The sequence below is a fragment of the Methylobacterium sp. J-118 genome (assembly GCF_057836565.1).
The window spans coordinates 3,006,758-3,021,610 of sequence record NZ_JBYQFA010000001.1 but is presented as its reverse complement, the minus strand read 5'-3'; the positions used below and the strand labels follow the sequence as shown (position 1 = coordinate 3,021,610).

Annotated in this window: 11 protein-coding genes; 8 read left to right on the top strand and 3 right to left on the bottom strand. The window is 67.4% G+C overall.

Annotation, left to right across the window (positions count from 1 at the left end; genetic code table 11):
* Positions 1-123: 123 nt before the first annotated feature.
* Positions 124-3,531: a DNA translocase FtsK gene (locus AC3IF3_RS14565; RefSeq protein ID WP_489229331.1), complete on the bottom strand. Its 3,408-nt coding sequence runs from the start codon at positions 3,529-3,531 to the stop codon at positions 124-126.
* A 157-nt stretch (positions 3,532-3,688) separates the two neighbouring features.
* Here AC3IF3_RS14565 and AC3IF3_RS14560 point away from each other — a divergent pair, with 157 nt between their 5' ends.
* The 4 genes from AC3IF3_RS14560 (at position 3,689) to AC3IF3_RS14545 (ending at position 7,860) form a co-directional block, all read left to right on the top strand.
* Positions 3,689-3,910: a hypothetical protein gene (locus AC3IF3_RS14560; RefSeq protein WP_489229330.1), complete on the top strand. Its 222-nt coding sequence runs from the start codon at positions 3,689-3,691 to the stop codon at positions 3,908-3,910.
* A 434-nt stretch (positions 3,911-4,344) separates the two neighbouring features.
* Complete coding sequence (locus AC3IF3_RS14555) at positions 4,345-6,483, top strand: NAD(+) synthase (protein WP_489229329.1); 2,139 nt, start codon at positions 4,345-4,347, stop codon at positions 6,481-6,483.
* Positions 6,484-6,599: 116 nt separating this feature from the next.
* On the top strand, positions 6,600-6,830 hold the full coding sequence (locus tag AC3IF3_RS14550) for a hypothetical protein (protein WP_243970273.1): 231 nt from the start codon (positions 6,600-6,602) through the stop codon (positions 6,828-6,830).
* Between the two features lie 622 nt (positions 6,831-7,452).
* Entirely contained in the window at positions 7,453-7,860 is a 408-nt protein-coding gene (locus AC3IF3_RS14545; protein WP_243965159.1) for a PilZ domain-containing protein, read from the top strand.
* A gap of 16 nt (positions 7,861-7,876) precedes the next feature.
* On the opposite strand, the gene AC3IF3_RS14540 is transcribed toward AC3IF3_RS14545, so the two are convergent.
* Positions 7,877-8,314, bottom strand: a complete 438-nt coding sequence (locus AC3IF3_RS14540) for an HIT family protein (protein ID WP_243965160.1) — start codon at positions 8,312-8,314, stop codon at positions 7,877-7,879.
* 173 nt (positions 8,315-8,487) lie between these two features.
* Here AC3IF3_RS14540 and AC3IF3_RS14535 point away from each other — a divergent pair, with 173 nt between their 5' ends.
* The 4 genes from AC3IF3_RS14535 to AC3IF3_RS14520 all read left to right on the top strand — a co-directional run bounded on the left by AC3IF3_RS14535 (position 8,488) and on the right by AC3IF3_RS14520 (position 13,658).
* Positions 8,488-9,447 carry a cation diffusion facilitator family transporter gene (locus AC3IF3_RS14535; RefSeq protein ID WP_489229328.1) on the top strand — a complete coding sequence of 320 codons (960 nt, stop codon included), beginning with the start codon at positions 8,488-8,490 and terminating at the stop codon, positions 9,445-9,447.
* Positions 9,448-10,095: 648 nt separating this feature from the next.
* Entirely contained in the window at positions 10,096-11,037 is a 942-nt protein-coding gene (locus AC3IF3_RS14530; RefSeq protein ID WP_243965185.1) for a glycosyltransferase family 8 protein, read from the top strand.
* Positions 11,038-11,315: 278 nt separating this feature from the next.
* Complete coding sequence (locus AC3IF3_RS14525) at positions 11,316-12,644, top strand: UDP-glucose dehydrogenase family protein (RefSeq protein ID WP_243965163.1); 1,329 nt, start codon at positions 11,316-11,318, stop codon at positions 12,642-12,644.
* 66 nt (positions 12,645-12,710) lie between these two features.
* Positions 12,711-13,658: a UDP-glucuronic acid decarboxylase family protein gene (locus tag AC3IF3_RS14520; protein ID WP_243965165.1), complete on the top strand. Its 948-nt coding sequence runs from the start codon at positions 12,711-12,713 to the stop codon at positions 13,656-13,658.
* A gap of 333 nt (positions 13,659-13,991) precedes the next feature.
* Here the strand turns inward: AC3IF3_RS14520 and AC3IF3_RS14515 are convergent, their stop codons facing one another.
* Positions 13,992-14,846 carry an SDR family oxidoreductase gene (locus AC3IF3_RS14515; protein ID WP_489229327.1) on the bottom strand — a complete coding sequence of 285 codons (855 nt, stop codon included), beginning with the start codon at positions 14,844-14,846 and terminating at the stop codon, positions 13,992-13,994.
* Positions 14,847-14,853: the final 7 nt, after the last annotated feature.

Genomic DNA, 14,853 nt, shown 5'->3' with positions numbered 1-14,853 from the left:
CGCCGTCCTCGCGAGCGGGGCGAGGACGGGACGGGTTCGCGGCGGCCGTTAGAACCCCGCCCTGTGGCGAAGATGCGACGCCCGGGCCGCCCCCCCCGGAGGGAACGGCCCGGGCGGAGGGCCTCACTCGTCGTCGTACATCCCGCTGCCCATGCCGCTCGACTGGTGGGCTGCGCCGGCGACCAGGATCTCGCGCTTGCCGGCGTGGTTGGCCGGGCCGACGATCCCCTCGATCTCCATCCGCTCCATGATCGAGGCGGCACGGTTGTAGCCGATCTGCAGGCGGCGCTGGATGTAGCTCGTCGACGCCTTCTGGTCGCGCAGCACGACCTCGATCGCCTGCTTGTAGAGGTCGTCGGATTCGCCGCCGGTCGCCGCCGCGAAGGCGCCGATATCGAAGACGGGGGCCTCCTCCTCGGGCTCGTCGGACCGCTCGGCCTTGTCGGCCGCGGCCTTCGAACCCCGGCCGGACCGGCCGCCCTCCTTGGCAGGCTCCTCGGCAGCGTCGTCCGCCGTGACGGCGTCGAGGTAGCTGGGGCGGCCCTGGCGCTTGAGATGGGCGACCACGGTCTCGACCTCGCTGTCCGAGCAGAACGGCCCGTGCACCCGGGTCGTGCGTCCGCCCCCGGCCATGAACAGCATGTCGCCCTGACCGAGCAGCTGCTCGGCGCCCATCTCGCCCAGGATCGTGCGCGAGTCGATCTTGCTGGTCACCTGGAAGCTGATCCGGGTCGGGAAGTTCGCCTTGATCGTGCCGGTGATCACGTCCACCGACGGGCGCTGTGTCGCCATGATCAGGTGGATGCCGGCCGCCCGGGCCATCTGGGCGAGCCGCTGGATCGCCCCCTCGATGTCCTTGCCGGCCACCATCATCAGGTCGGCCATCTCGTCGACCACGATCACGATGTAGGGCAGCGGCGTCAGGTCCATCGCCTCCTCGACGAACACCGCCTCGCCGGTATGCCGGTCGAAGCCGGTCTGGACCGTGCGGGTAATGGTCTCGCCCTTCTCCCGGGCTTCCTTCATGCGGGCGTTGTAGCCGTCGATGTTGCGCACCGCGATCTTGGCCATTTTCTTGTAGCGCTCCTCCATCTCGCGCACGGCCCATTTGAGGGCGATCACCGCCTTCTTCGGGTCGATGACCACGGGGGAGAGCAGGTGCGGGATGCCGTCGTAGACCGACAGCTCCAGCATCTTCGGATCGACCATGATCAGCCGGCACTCCTCGGGCTTCAGCCGGTAGAGCAGGCTGAGGATCATGGTGTTGATCGCCACCGACTTGCCCGAGCCGGTGGTGCCGGCGACCAGCAGGTGGGGCATGCGCGCGAGGTCGGCGATGATCGGCTCGCCGCCGATGTTCTTGCCGAGGCACAGGGCCAGCTTGTGCTTGCTCTCGGCAAAGTCGGCCGACGAGAGCAGCTCCCGGAGATAGACCGTCTCGCGGGTGTCGTTCGGCAGTTCGATGCCGATGACGTTCCGGCCGGGCACCACGGCGACGCGGGCCGAGACCGCCGACATCGACCGGGCGATGTCGTCCGACAGGCCGATCACGCGGCTGGACTTGGTGCCGGGGGCGGGCTCGAGCTCGTAGAGGGTCACGACCGGGCCTGGCCGCACCGCCAGGATGTCGCCGCGCACGCCGAAATCCTGGACCGTCTGCTGCAGGTTGAGGGCGTTCTGCTCCAGCACGTCGGCATCGACCTCCTCGCTGCCGCCGGGGGCCGGCAGGGCCAGGAGTTCGAGGGAGGGCAGCTCGTAATCGGCGTTCTCGATCGGCGCGATCTCGAGATGGCGGCCGGCCGGGATCAGGTGCGCCCGGGGCGCGACCAGGGGGAGTGTCACCGGTGCGGGGGCCGGCACGGCGGCGACCGCCTCGGCCGGCTCGACCGCCGGAGCGGCCTCGACCGTGTCCTCGGACGGGACCGGCTCAGGCTCCGCCTGGGGCGCCAGCTTGCCCCGGAGCAGGACCGGGCGCGGGATCATCGGGATCACCACCCGCTCGATCTCGGCGCGCTCCGCCACCGGTACGACTGCCATCGGGGCCATGTCGGGCTCGGGCTGGACCGGAGGTGCCGGCGGGACAGGGCTCGGCTGGCCGGCCGCGCGGATCGCCGCCCGGGCCGCCATGGCGCTGAGGACCGGGGCGCGGCGCGGCGCCTCGGACGCGGGTTCGGCGGAAGCCACGGTCGCGGCGCTGCCGGGACCGAAGACCAGCGCCAGGCCGGCGGGCGCCGGCAGGGCTTCGGCGGTCGGCAGGAAGGCGCTGCGGATCGCCGCGGCCGCGTCGGTCCGCTGGCCGCCCTCGGACGCCGCTCCGTTATCCTGCCCGTCGGCGGGACGCGGCGGCTGGTCGAACCGCACGAGCCGGTCGAGGACGTAGACCGGCCGCGGGGGCAGCGCGCACAGGTGCGTGACGTCCGGGAGCATGGGGACGGCGGGCATGGGGACGGCGGGCGTGTCGGGGGCGGTCTCGGGTGCCGGCGCGGCCTCCGTGGCCTCGGCCTCCAGCGCCGTCCAGGCCTCCACGGACGACCAGTCGCCGCCGTCGAACCAGGGCTGGACCTCGGACCAGTCCGGCAGGTCCGACCAGTCGCGGGCCGGAATCTCGACGGGCGCGGCGATCATCTCTTGCGCCGCCTCCAGGACCAACGCGTCGACCACATCCTGGACGACGGCTGCGACCGCCACCGGGGCGATCACGGCCGTCGACGCGGACAGTTCGACCGCGGGCCGGACCGGGCGGCGGTCCGGCGTGCGGAAGAAGCGGACGCCCGGCGGGGCGACGAAGGGCTGACGCCACAGGGGCACCGCCTCCGCGTCCGGGGCATCGGCGGCCGGGACGGCCTCGTCGGCGGCGGGCTCGGGCTCCGCGACGGCGATCCCGGCGCGCTCCGCCCGCTCGCGCTCCGCGCGCTCGGTCTCCAGGGCGAGGGCCGCCGCCTGCGCTTCTGCGCGGGCCCGCTCCAGGGCGACGCGCTCGGCCTCCAGGGCGCGCTGACGGCGCTCCTGCAGCACCGAATCGGGGGTCCGGGTGTAGCGCACGGCCGAGGGCGACGCGGCGGGAGCGGCTGCGGCCACCGGCGCGCCGTCCCGCGCATCGTCGGGCGCGATGGCGGCGGGGCGGCGCGGCTGGCGCACCAGCACGCCCGGCGAGGAGGCACTGCGGTCGATCCGGCTCTCGACGGCCAGCGGCTCCAGCGCGTCGAGGCTCGCCCGGTCGTCGAAGACCTCGGCCGGCCAGAGCTGCTCGGGCGGCGCGGCGCTGCGCGGGCGCGCAGCGCGCTCCGGCATCTCGCGCCCGACCAGGGCGGCCGGCGCGGTCAGCCAGCTCGGCTCCCGGCGTCCGGGGACGCCGTAGGCCGGCCGCGCGGGCAGCCCGGCGGACGCGCCGGACAGGCGGCGGGTGAGGCTCACGCGGAGCGCCATCAGCCGGTGCGCCAGGGCTCCCAGGGAGAGGCCCGAGCGGTCGCCGCCACGCACCGGGCGGGCGGGGTCACGATGGGAGTACGGAGGCCGTCCCGATGCGCGCATGGGTTCTCGAACGATACTCGAAACAGGGATCCGCCGATGCGCGGCGGCTGTCCTGAGTTAGGCCATTCGTCGTTAATGGAGGCTTGCCGCGGGGCCATCCGCCGGAAACCATGCGGGCACGCATTGAAGCGCCTGCGGGTTCCGCCGACAAAACATCGTGGTGGTGCCGACGCCGGTGCGCAGATCGGCGCAGGGCCCCAAACTCTCGCTGTTCTCCGGATGCGCCGGCGCGCGCGGTCTCGCCTCCGACCACGGGGCGGGACCGGGCGACCACATCCATCGCGGCGATCTGCAACCGGACTCCATCGTCACCACGGTCGAGCCGCTGGTCGCGGACTTCCTCAGCGAGCTCCGCCTGCTTGGCCGAGGATCGCCATGAACAAGGGTCCCCTCATTCGGATCGGCGGCTCGGCCCAGGGGATCGGCGCGGCGTTCATCGCGGCTCGGCACCGCGCCGCGGCTGGCGATCGCGCACCCGAGCGGTCCGTTCCCGTCTTCGAGAGCCGGAAGGGCTTCAAGGCGGCATTCTCGGACGCGCGGAAGCGCCGGCACCGTCCATCACAGCGCGCGCCGGCCGCGTCGGACGGCCCGACAGGCGGGTCCACGACGACGGGGCCGCGCCCGCATCGACCGGCGCCATCCGCAGGACCGGGCGGCAGCTCACCTGGGCCGCGTCGGAGGCGACCGTGACGGTCAAATTCAGCCGCTCCAGGACAGGGAGCGTGGTTGGAACGCGGAGAGCCGATCCTGTGGACTGAGGAGGCCATGGCGGGCATCCACGGCGTCTCGGTTGTCTCTGATGTATCCAGCCCCATGGTCGAGCCCCATATAGGTTGGAGAGTCCCCTCCCCCGGACCGGTGCCCGTGCCTCAGCCCCCCTCCCCGCCGCGCGCCGATCCCCGGGCCGATGGACCGGCCCGCTTCCGCTCCCTCTATCGCCACGGCTTCGCCCGGGTCGCGGCCTGTACCGGACGCAGTCATCCGGCCGAGCCCGGGCGCAACGCCGACGCCATCCTCGCCCTGGCGCAGACCTGTCATGATTCCGGTGCAGCGCTCGCGGTCTTCACCGAACTCGGCCTCTCCGCCTACGCGATCGAGGATCTGCTGCTCCAGCAGACCCTGCTGGACGCGGTCGAGGAGGCCGCCGCCCGGGTGATCGCCGAATCGGCATCCCTGCGGCCGCTGCTCCTGGTCGGCGCGCCCCTGCGCTGGCGCCACCGCGTCTACAACTGCGCCCTGGCCATCCAGGGCGGCCGCCTGCTCGGCGTCGTGCCCAAATCCTTCCTGCCGAACTACCGGGAATTTTACGAGAAGCGCCACTTCGCCGCCGGCATCGGCCTCGTGGGCGAGACCATCCGGGTCGCGGATCACGCGGCGCCCTTCGGCACCGACCTGCTGTTCCCGGCCGAGGATCTGCCGGGCCTCGTGGTCGGGGTCGAGATCTGTGAGGACCTGTGGGTCCCGGAACCGCCAGGCATGCGCGCGGCCCTCGCCGGGGCCACCGTGCTGGCGAACCTGTCCGGCAGCCCGATCACGGTCGGCCGGGCCGAGTCCCGGGCGCTCCTGTCGCGGGGCGCCTCCATGCGCGGCGCCTGCGCCTATGTCTACGCCGCCGCGGGCCTCGGCGAATCGACCACCGACCTGTCCTGGGACGGCCAGACCAGCATCGACGAGCTCGGTGCGCGCCTCGCCGAGGGCCAGCGCTTCCCCGAGGGCCCGGTGGCGACGCTCGCCGATATCGACCTCGACCTGATCGCCCAGGAGCGCCTCCAGGCCGGCAGCTTCGACGACGACGCGCGGCGCCACGCCCTCGCCTATCGCCGCGTGCCCTTCCGGCTCGACCCGCCGGAGGCCGATCTGGGGCTGATGCGACGGATCGAGCGCTTCCCGTTCGTCCCCGCCGACCCGACGCGCCTCGCGCAGGATTGCTACGAGGCCTACAACATCCAGGTGGCGGGCCTGGCCCAGCGCCTAGAGGCCACCGGCACCCGCAAGGCCGTGATCGGCGTCTCGGGCGGCCTCGATTCGACCCATGCGCTGATCGTCATCGCCAAGGCCTTCGACCGGCTCGGCTACCCGCGGTCGGACATCCTGGCCTACACGCTGCCGGGCTTCGCCACCTCGAACGCCACCAAGGCCAACGCCCACGCGCTCATGACGGCCCTGGGCTGTACGGCCGCCGAGATCGACATCCGCCCGGCGGCCCGGCAGATGCTCGCCGACATGGGCCATCCATTCGCCAGGGGCGAGGCGGTCTACGACGTGACCTTCGAGAACGTTCAGGCGGGCCTGCGCACCGATTATCTGTTCCGCCTCGCCAACCACGCGGGCGGACTGGTGGTTGGCACCGGCGACCTCTCGGAATTGGCGCTCGGCTGGTGCACCTACGGGGTCGGCGACCAGATGAGCCATTACGCGGTCAATGCCGGCGTGCCCAAGACCCTGATCCAGCACCTGATCCGCTGGGTGATCGGCACCGGCGAGGTCGGCCCCGAGGAGGCACGCACCCTCCAGGCGGTCCTCGACACCGAGATCTCCCCCGAGCTGGTGCCGGTGGACCCGGACGACACCCCGCAGAGCACGGAGGCGACGATCGGCCCCTACGCGCTGCAGGACTTCAACCTGTTCTACACGCTCCGCTACGGGTTCCGGCCCTCGAAGATCGCCTTCCTGGCACTCCACGCCTGGGGCGACCGGGCGCGGGGCTCCTGGGCGCCGGACTTCCCCGAGGCCAAGCGGGTGGCCTACGATCTTCCGGAGATCCGCCGCTGGCTCGGGGTGTTCCTGACCCGCTATTTCGGCTTCAGCCAATTCAAGCGCTCGGCCCTGCCGAACGGCCCGAAGGTCTCCGCCGGCGGCTCCCTGTCGCCCCGGGGCGATTGGCGCGCGCCCTCGGACGGGTCGGCGCGGATCTGGATCGCGGAGCTGGACCGAAACGTCCCCGAAACTTGACCGTCACAAACTCGACCGATTGTGCTATTATAAACACGGTCAAGCCGTTTCTTGGCAGCGCAGGGTTCCGTGCTGCCAATGTTCGGCGTCGAGGGCGGTCAGGCGGAGGACTTCGGATGCGAAGCTACAACCTGTTCCAGCTCAAGGGCGAGGCAAGCCTCTGCTGCGCGGTGCCCGAGGCGAGCACCGTTCCGCCCTTCATCGGCGCCGGCCGATGGACATACGGCGGCAAGCTCTGCGATGGCAGCCGACAACCCCTCGACTTCGACGACCGGGCCGCCGACACGGCGGTGCGCTTCAACGGCTTCTACCTGTTCCAGACGGTGGACCGGCGCTTCGTCGCCTGAGGGAGCCCCCCGCCGCGGGCTTGGGCTAGCGGGGTCACCGATCTCAGTTCGCGCATCGGCAGTTCCGCTTCTCCCCCTCCCCCGCTGTGGGCTGCCGAATTCACATATCGCTGGCCGACACGTTCTCTCCTTTCCCTTGCGGCTACGGGCGACACAGGTTTGAGCTCTCAGCGAGTTCGCCGGTCAGATCGGCGGGGCGTGGGTCCCCTCTCCCGTCCGGGAGAGGGGGGCCTGTCGCGCTGCGTCATGAGCCGCGTGCCTTGAACCTGTGTCGCCTTTAGCCCGTGCGGGGAGGGGTTGGAGATGGGGGTGGCACAGAAGGCACCGCAGCGCCGGATCCTGAGCCACCCCCACCCCTGCCCCCTCCCCGCAAGGGGGAGGGGAAAAGCGCTCTGCTTTCAAGATGTTGGTGTCAGCCTGAGACGTGTGCATCCGGTAGCCCGCAGAAGGGTCAGGGCGTGCCGCTGAGCCGGCGGCCAGTTCCGAGCCATCATGTCCCTGCACGCGCCTCTCTATCGATCTCCGTTCGCGAAATCGGCCGCGAGTCCGGTATCCGGACGAAGGTTCTTTAAGAGGTGGCGTGCAGAGTTCGCGGCATCGTCAGCGTTCCGGAGCCGCCCGCATGTCGGAGCATCGCAGAGAGACGCGCCAGAGGGTGTTCCTCAAGGGCCGCATCGTCTTCAACAACGGGTCGTCGAGCTTCGACTGCCTGGTGCGCGACATGTCCTCGTCCGGCGCCCGTCTCATCATGAGCGACGCCACGACGTTGCCCGAGGCGTTCGACCTGTACATCCCGCAGAAGGACCGGACCTTCCGCGCGACCCTGCGCTGGCGGCGGGAGGACGGGATCGGCGTCACCTTCGAGGAGCCCGCCCGGGCCGCCCCGACGAAGGCATCCGAGATCGCCGCGACCGAGGCCTCCGTGACCATGCTGCTGCGGCGCGTGGGCGAGTTGGAGACCGAGAACGCCGCCCTGCGGCGGCTGCTCGCCAGCATGGCGCAGCCGGGCGATTCGGCGAGCGCGGCCTGAGCGTCACTCCTCCGCGTCACCCGTCCGAATCGAGGGCCGCGCGGATGCGTGCGGCGTGCGCGGCCAGGACCGCGTTGTCGGCCATGCCGCCCTCGTGGCGCGTCAGCGGGACACCCTCGCGCCGCGGGATGACGTGGACGTGCAGGTGGAACACGGTCTGGCCGCCGGCCGGCTCGTTGAACTGAAAGACCGTCAGCCCGTCCGCCTGGAACGCCGCCTTCACCGCCCGGGCGACCCGCTGGACGCTGGCCATCAGGGCCGCGAGCGCCTCGGGCTCGGCATCGAGCAGGCCGCGGGCCGGGGCCTTCGGGATCACCAGGGTGTGGCCCTCGCCCTGGGGCATCACATCCATGAAGGCCAGCGTCTGCGCGTCCTCGTAGACACGGTGGCAGGGGATCTCCCCGCGCAGGATCTTGGCGAAGATGTTGTCGGGGTCGTAGCGGGCGTCGACCATGCTGCCTCCGGGCTTCCTTGGGCGGGCGCAGGTTGCACGGGCCGGCTGGCCGCGTCCACATGGGAACCGGCTGCGGGCCGGAACGCTTGCATCGCCGCAATCGAAGCATCGCGGCGCCCCGGGTTCCGGCAGGCGGGGCTCGCCCGCGCGGATCGGGTCAAGGGGTTTTTCGGATGGCGCACGAGAGTACGGGTGCGATCTACGCGGCGGCGGGGGCGAACCTCGCCATCGCGGCGGCCAAGTTCGTCGGCGGGGCGCTGACCGGCTCGACCGCGATGCTGGCCGAGGGGGTGCATTCGCTGGTCGATACGGCGAACCAAGTGCTGCTGCTCGTGGGCATGAAGCGCTCGGAGAAGCCGGCCGATGACCGCCACCCGTTCGGCTACGGGCGCGAGATCTACTTCTACGCCTTCGTGGTCGCGCTGATGATCTTCCTCGGCGGCGGTGTCTTCGCGGTCTACGAGGGCATCGAGCGGATCCGCCATCCCGCGCCGGACGCGGACGCCGAACTGTTCGGCTTCCGCCTACCCGGGATCTGGGTGAACGTCGCGATTCTGGGCTTCGCCATCGCCGCCGAGGGCACCTCCTTCTTCGTGGCGATGCGCCAGTTCTGGTCCGAGAAGGGCGACCATTCGGCGGTGCGGGCGATCCGGCGCAGCAAGGATCCGACCCTGTTCACGGTGCTGGCCGAGGATACCGCCGCGCTGATCGGACTGCTGATCGCGCTCGCCGGCATCACCCTGAGCCATGTCCTGGAGATGCCGAGCCTCGACGGCTGGGCCTCGGTCGGGATCGGTCTCGTCCTCGTCGGCATGGCCCTGTTCCTGATGATCGAGACCCACGGCCTCCTGATCGGCGAGGCGGCCGACCCCGCGATCATCGCGGCGATCTCCGAACTGGCCCGCGCCGAGCCGGGGGTGCTCCACGTCAACGAGGTGCTCACCCAGCATCTCGGCCCCTCCGACATCCTGGTCAATCTCAGCATCGACATGGCCGACGACCTGAGCGCGGGCGAGGTCGAGAGCCTCGTGACCCGCCTCGACCGGGCGCTGAAGCAGCGCAGCCCAGACGTCACCCGCGTGTTCATCGAGATTCAGCAGCAGGGCGACCACGTCGTTCGGGCTGCGGCCTGACCGGCCGCTCCCGACGAGAAAGCCCCGCTTCCCCACGCTGCTGGGTTCGCCTCCCCGCTCCGCTCGACCTGCGAACCGCCACCCCCTGTACGGGCGGCTTAGACCCTGGTAGGCGACGTCCGCCTTCCTGAGAGCGCCGGTGATGCCGTCGCCGTGCGCCATGTGTACCGTGATCCGGTGCAGCGTTTGCACCATCCGCTCCGCATCCGGTGGCTATCCCGCGCGTTCGCTCGGTCCTCCGGTCTGCGCTGATCCGCTCAATCGGCGCAGTCCGGGACGGGTCGACCGGGTCATTCGATGAGACGGTTCATTCGAGCGATCTCAGACAAAACCTGGACTAGAAATTACATTCCGAATTTTACGGGACAAATTCGATCGAAAGGCTGTGTATAACATCTGCCATATTAGCAAAATTACTATATCGCGCAGCTTTTTTCGTTACAGACCCAAGCTGTACCCGCAACCATTATTAAGATTTTTTTCCCTCGTTCCGCAAAGATCGAGACATTATAATTAATCACTCGCGGCACCTCGCACTAACGCTCGTAAGTAGTATAAGCAAAAATCCGCAAAAAATTTATTCGCATCGACGAATGCTTTCTGCTAAGTTTTATAAACCGTCTATCATGCCAGACAGCCGAGGTGGTGATGCAGGAAAATTGCATTTGCTATGCGGTCGACTCGAACTACTTGTTTCCAGCAACTTTGAGCGCTGTGCAAGTTAGAAACAAGACGCCACAGAGCAGCGCCGATGTCGTTATCGTATGTTTTGATGATTCCAACGACAACACGCGGTTAGCCTCCAGCATCGCCAAGGCGCAGGGGATAGAATTTATTCAGCTGCCACAAGCTGAACTCGAGGGCATGTCGCTCGCCTACGCACGGCTGTTCCTAGATAAAGCGCTGCCCACTCAGTACAAAAAACTTGTTTATGTAGATGGGGATACGCAGGTCACCAGTTCTCTCGGGGACCTGTTCGATCCATCCCTGGCGCAGTACGACTTCATCGCGGCGCGCGATGCCATGACCATGGTCGTCAACGACAACACGCGGATGGGAAAAAGAATAAAGCGCTATTTCAGCGCGCTCGGACTTGATGAAGCGGACCATGAGCGATACTTCAATTCCGGCGTCATCAAGCTTAATAGAAGTCTTATAAGCGATCTACGGTCAGACATTAAAAAATTGATTGATCGCAAGAAGTACGATTTCACGTTCTTTGATCAGGATGCTTTAAATATTATTTTAGCCGGCAACAAAAACAGGATGTCTCTAAAATGGAATTTTCCGACATTTCTCATGAACTATAGTCATTTCCGAGAGATTCCGGCTCATCTGCTGCATTTCTGCTCGAACCCCCGGCCGTGGCATGGCCCTTTCACCCCTTGGGGAGAGGCATACTTTCAGGTATATACCGATTTCGCGAAATCATTCCCGAACACCAATCATAAAACACAGCCCCTGAGCGGGATGAAAAAGGCGAAATATATTCTACAGACGCGATACAAAAGTATTATCGAGCCTTACATGTGGGACAATGCCCACACGAGGCAAAAGCGGACTGAACAAGAAAAAGAGACGATTGTTTAAATAATATAACTCGACGCATCTTTGAGGTGGAAATTTTTGGACCAGCACCGCGGCTGGAAATAGAATGCTATGATATCGCCGACGCCTCATCTTCTGGCAATGGTCGCACGGCGACGAATGGACGGAGCTACACTGGCTGCGACGATGGAGGACACGATTATTGAGTGGGCGGATGTTGGTGTTATTAATAATGTTAACTATTTATTAAATTACAGTCTAGCGATGGCGGCATAGATCCGATTATACATGCCTGCAGAGAGATGCCCGAGGAGGGACGTATGCGTTTAGCGGTTATCGGATCAGGATATGTCGGGCTGGTAACCGGGGTCTGTTTGGCAGACTTCGGCCATTCGGTCGTCTGCGTCGACAAGGATCCAGCAAAGATTGCAGCATTGAATGACGGCCGGATGCCGATCTACGAGCCGGGCCTGAGCGATCTCGTGGCGGAAAACGTGAGCCAGGGGCGGCTGTCATTCGTGACGGAACTCGGCCCGGCGGTCGCGCAGGCCGAGGCGGTCTTCATCGCGGTCGGCACGCCGTCGCGCCGCGGGGACGGCTTCGCCGATATGACCTATGTCCGCGAGGCCGCTCAGGAAATCGCCAGGTCCCTGACGGGATTCACGGTCATCGTGACCAAGTCGACCGTTCCGGTGGGCGAGGGCGACGTGGTCGAGCGGATCGTGCGCGAGATCGCCCCCGAGGCGGATTTCTCGGTCGTCTCGAACCCCGAGTTCCTGCGCGAAGGCGCTGCGATTTCCGACTTCAAGCGGCCCGATCGGATCGTCATCGGCGTGGGCGATGAGCGCGCCGAGGCTGTGATGCGCGAGATCTATCGGCCCTTGTACCTCAATGCGGCACCGATCCTGGTGACGGGCCGGCGGACGGCCGAGCTCACGAAATACGCCGCGAACGCGTTCCTGGCGACCAAGATCACCTTCATCAACGAGATCGCAGAACTGTGCGAGTCCGTCGGTGCGGACGTGCAGGCCGTGGCGCGCGGGATCGGCCTGGACGGCCGGATCGGATCGAAGTTCCTCCACGCGGGTCCGGGCTACGGGGGATCCTGTTTCCCGAAGGATACCCTGGCGCTCGTGAAAACCGCACAGGACAACGGGGTGCCGTTGCGGATCGTCGAGACCGTCGTGGCGGTCAACGACAGCCGCAAGCGGGCGATGGCGCGCAAGGTCATCCGCGCCTGCGGCGGGTCGGTGAGGGGCAAGACGGTGGCCCTGCTCGGCCTCACCTTCAAGCCGGACACCGACGACATGCGCGAGGCACCGTCCCTGGCGATCGCGACCGGCCTGCTCGACGCGGCCTGCCATGTGCGCGCCTACGATCCCGAGGGGATGGAGCAGGCACGCCCGCTGATGCCGGGCGTCGACTTCGCGGACGATGCCTATGCGTGCGCGGAGGGTGCCGACGCGGTGGTGATCGTGACCGAGTGGAACGCGTTCCGGGCCCTCGACCTCGCCCGGTTGCGCGCCATCATGGCGGCGCCGGTCTTGATCGATCTGCGCAATATCTACGAACCGGAGATGGCCCGGCGTCACGGGTTTTCCTACACCAGCATCGGGCGGCAAGGGGACGGTCCGGCCATCGGCGCGTGAGGATACCGAATGTTGACGGCCGCACCCGGACGGGCGCGGAGCGTAGGGTGTCAGGAGGGCTCGAGATTGCGCTACGATGATACGAAGAAGATCCTCGTAACCGGGGGGGCCGGCTTTCTCGGCTCACACCTGTGCGAGCGGTTGCTCGCCGACGGGCATGAAGTTCTGTGTGTCGATAATTTCTACACCGGCACACGGCGCAATATCGCCCATCTGTTGAGCAATCCGCGCTTCGAAATCATGCGTCACGACGTGACGTTTCCGCTCTATGTCGAGATCGACGAGATCTACAATCTCGCTTGCCCCGCTTCGCCGGTGCATTACCAGTTCGATCCGGTTCAGACGACGAAAACGAGCGTCATCGGCGCGATCAACATGCTCGGCCTGGCCAAGCGCCTGCGTATCAAGGTGTTCCAGGCATCGACGTCGGAGGTCTACGGCGACCCGGAAGTGCATCCGCAAGTCGAAGAATACTTCGGCCACGTCAATCCGATCGGCTTCCGATCGTGCTACGACGAGGGCAAGCGCTGCGCGGAAACATTATTCTTCGACTATCATCGTCAACATAATCTGCCGATCAAGATCGTACGCATCTTCAACACCTACGGCCCGCGCATGCACCCGAACGACGGCCGTGTCGTGTCGAACTTGATCATGCAGGCGCTCCGCGGGGACGAAATCACGCTCTATGGCGACGGTGAGCAGACGCGTTCGTTCTGTTACGTGAGCGACCTGATCGAGGGATTTGTTCGCCTGATGGCCAGCGGGCCCGAGATCACCGGACCGATTAACATCGGCAACCCGAACGAGTTCACGATCCGCGAACTGGCCCATTTGGTGATCGAGCTGACCGGCTCGCGCTCGACGATCGCGCATCGCCCGCTCCCGCCTGACGATCCCCGGCAGCGGCGACCCAATATCGAAAAGGCGAAAACCCATCTGGATTGGGAACCCACCGTGCAGCTCCGCGAGGGCCTGGAGCGGACGATCGCGTACTTTCGCTCGACCTTCTAAGAGCCAGTTCGACGGCGCGATGGCGGTCGAGCGCTGGTTTCGGCTGGCGTGTCTCCCCGTCGTCTCCTCCTCCTGGGGTGCCGGAGCGCAGCGGACGCCGCGAAGGGGCCCTCCTTCGAGGCCGGCTTCGCGCTCTCCTCAGGTTGGGGGTGAGGATCGGAGGATCCAGTCAAACAGGCTCAGGGAAGCGCACGATGGTTTCGTGCCGATCCCAGCGATGAAGACATCGGGTATTCGCCGTATCGATGAAACAGACCCGAGCGGCCGCCGCCGCGCCATGGCGCGGGCGAACCGCACTGAGCGGCGTTCATTGCGGTTCGGTATGAGACCCGGTCAGACGCTCCGCCCCACCTGCGCGAGGCTCAGCGCCCAGACCCGTTCCTGAACGGCCTCGTCGCGACTCTCGGCCGACGAGGTCTTCGGCCGGGAATGCGAGAAGTAGCGGCCGGTGACCCCGTCGAGCGCGGGGTCGCTCGCTACGTAGAGCGAGGTCTCGGCCCCCTTCTCGGGCGTGGTCAGGAACGGCCGCATCAGCGACCAGGCGGTGCCGAACAGGCCGCCGGTGTTCTTTGCGAAACCGGTGTTGATCACCCCCGGATGCAGGGCGTTGACGGTGATCCCGTCGGCCCGCAGCCGTCGGGCCAGGGCATAGGTGAACAGCACGTTGCCGAGCTTGGCCTGGGCATAGGCCCGCATGGCGCCGTAGCGCCGGGCGCCCTCGATATCGTCGACGTCGATATGACCGCGATAATGCGCCGCCGAAGCGACGTTGACGATGCGCGGCTTACCCCCGGCCGCCGCCGAGGCCTTCAGCGGCGCGAGCAGTTCAAGCGTCAGCAGCACGTAGCCCAGATGATCCAGCGCCCAGGTCCGCTCGATGCCGTCGACCGTGAGGGTCCGGTGGTCGAAAATGGCGCCGGCGTTGTTCACCAGCACGTCGAGGCGGGGATAGGCGTCGCGCAGCGTCCCGGCGAGGCGCCGGATCTCCCCCTGCGCGGACAAGTCGGCGACATGCGGATCCACCCCCGCACCCGGCACGGCGGCGCGGATCCGCTCGGCACAGGCCCGCGTCTTCCCGGCGTCGCGCCCGACGATGGCGACCCGCGCGCCGAGGCGCGCGAGGCCGAGGGCGGTCTGGTAGCCGATTCCGTTGGTCGCCCCGGTGACGAGGCAGGTCTTGCCGCGCACCGGGCCG

Coding starts and splice junctions, on each gene's coding strand:
- AC3IF3_RS14565 (WP_489229331.1), bottom strand. CDS start 3,531: ATGCGCGCATCGGGACGGCCTCCGTACTCCCATCGTGACCCCGCCCGC.
- AC3IF3_RS14555 (WP_489229329.1), top strand. CDS start 4,345: ATGGTCGAGCCCCATATAGGTTGGAGAGTCCCCTCCCCCGGACCGGTG.
- AC3IF3_RS14550 (WP_243970273.1), top strand. CDS start 6,600: ATGCGAAGCTACAACCTGTTCCAGCTCAAGGGCGAGGCAAGCCTCTGC.
- AC3IF3_RS14545 (WP_243965159.1), top strand. CDS start 7,453: ATGTCGGAGCATCGCAGAGAGACGCGCCAGAGGGTGTTCCTCAAGGGC.
- AC3IF3_RS14540 (WP_243965160.1), bottom strand. CDS start 8,314: ATGGTCGACGCCCGCTACGACCCCGACAACATCTTCGCCAAGATCCTG.
- AC3IF3_RS14535 (WP_489229328.1), top strand. CDS start 8,488: ATGGCGCACGAGAGTACGGGTGCGATCTACGCGGCGGCGGGGGCGAAC.
- AC3IF3_RS14530 (WP_243965185.1), top strand. CDS start 10,096: ATGCAGGAAAATTGCATTTGCTATGCGGTCGACTCGAACTACTTGTTT.
- AC3IF3_RS14525 (WP_243965163.1), top strand. CDS start 11,316: ATGCGTTTAGCGGTTATCGGATCAGGATATGTCGGGCTGGTAACCGGG.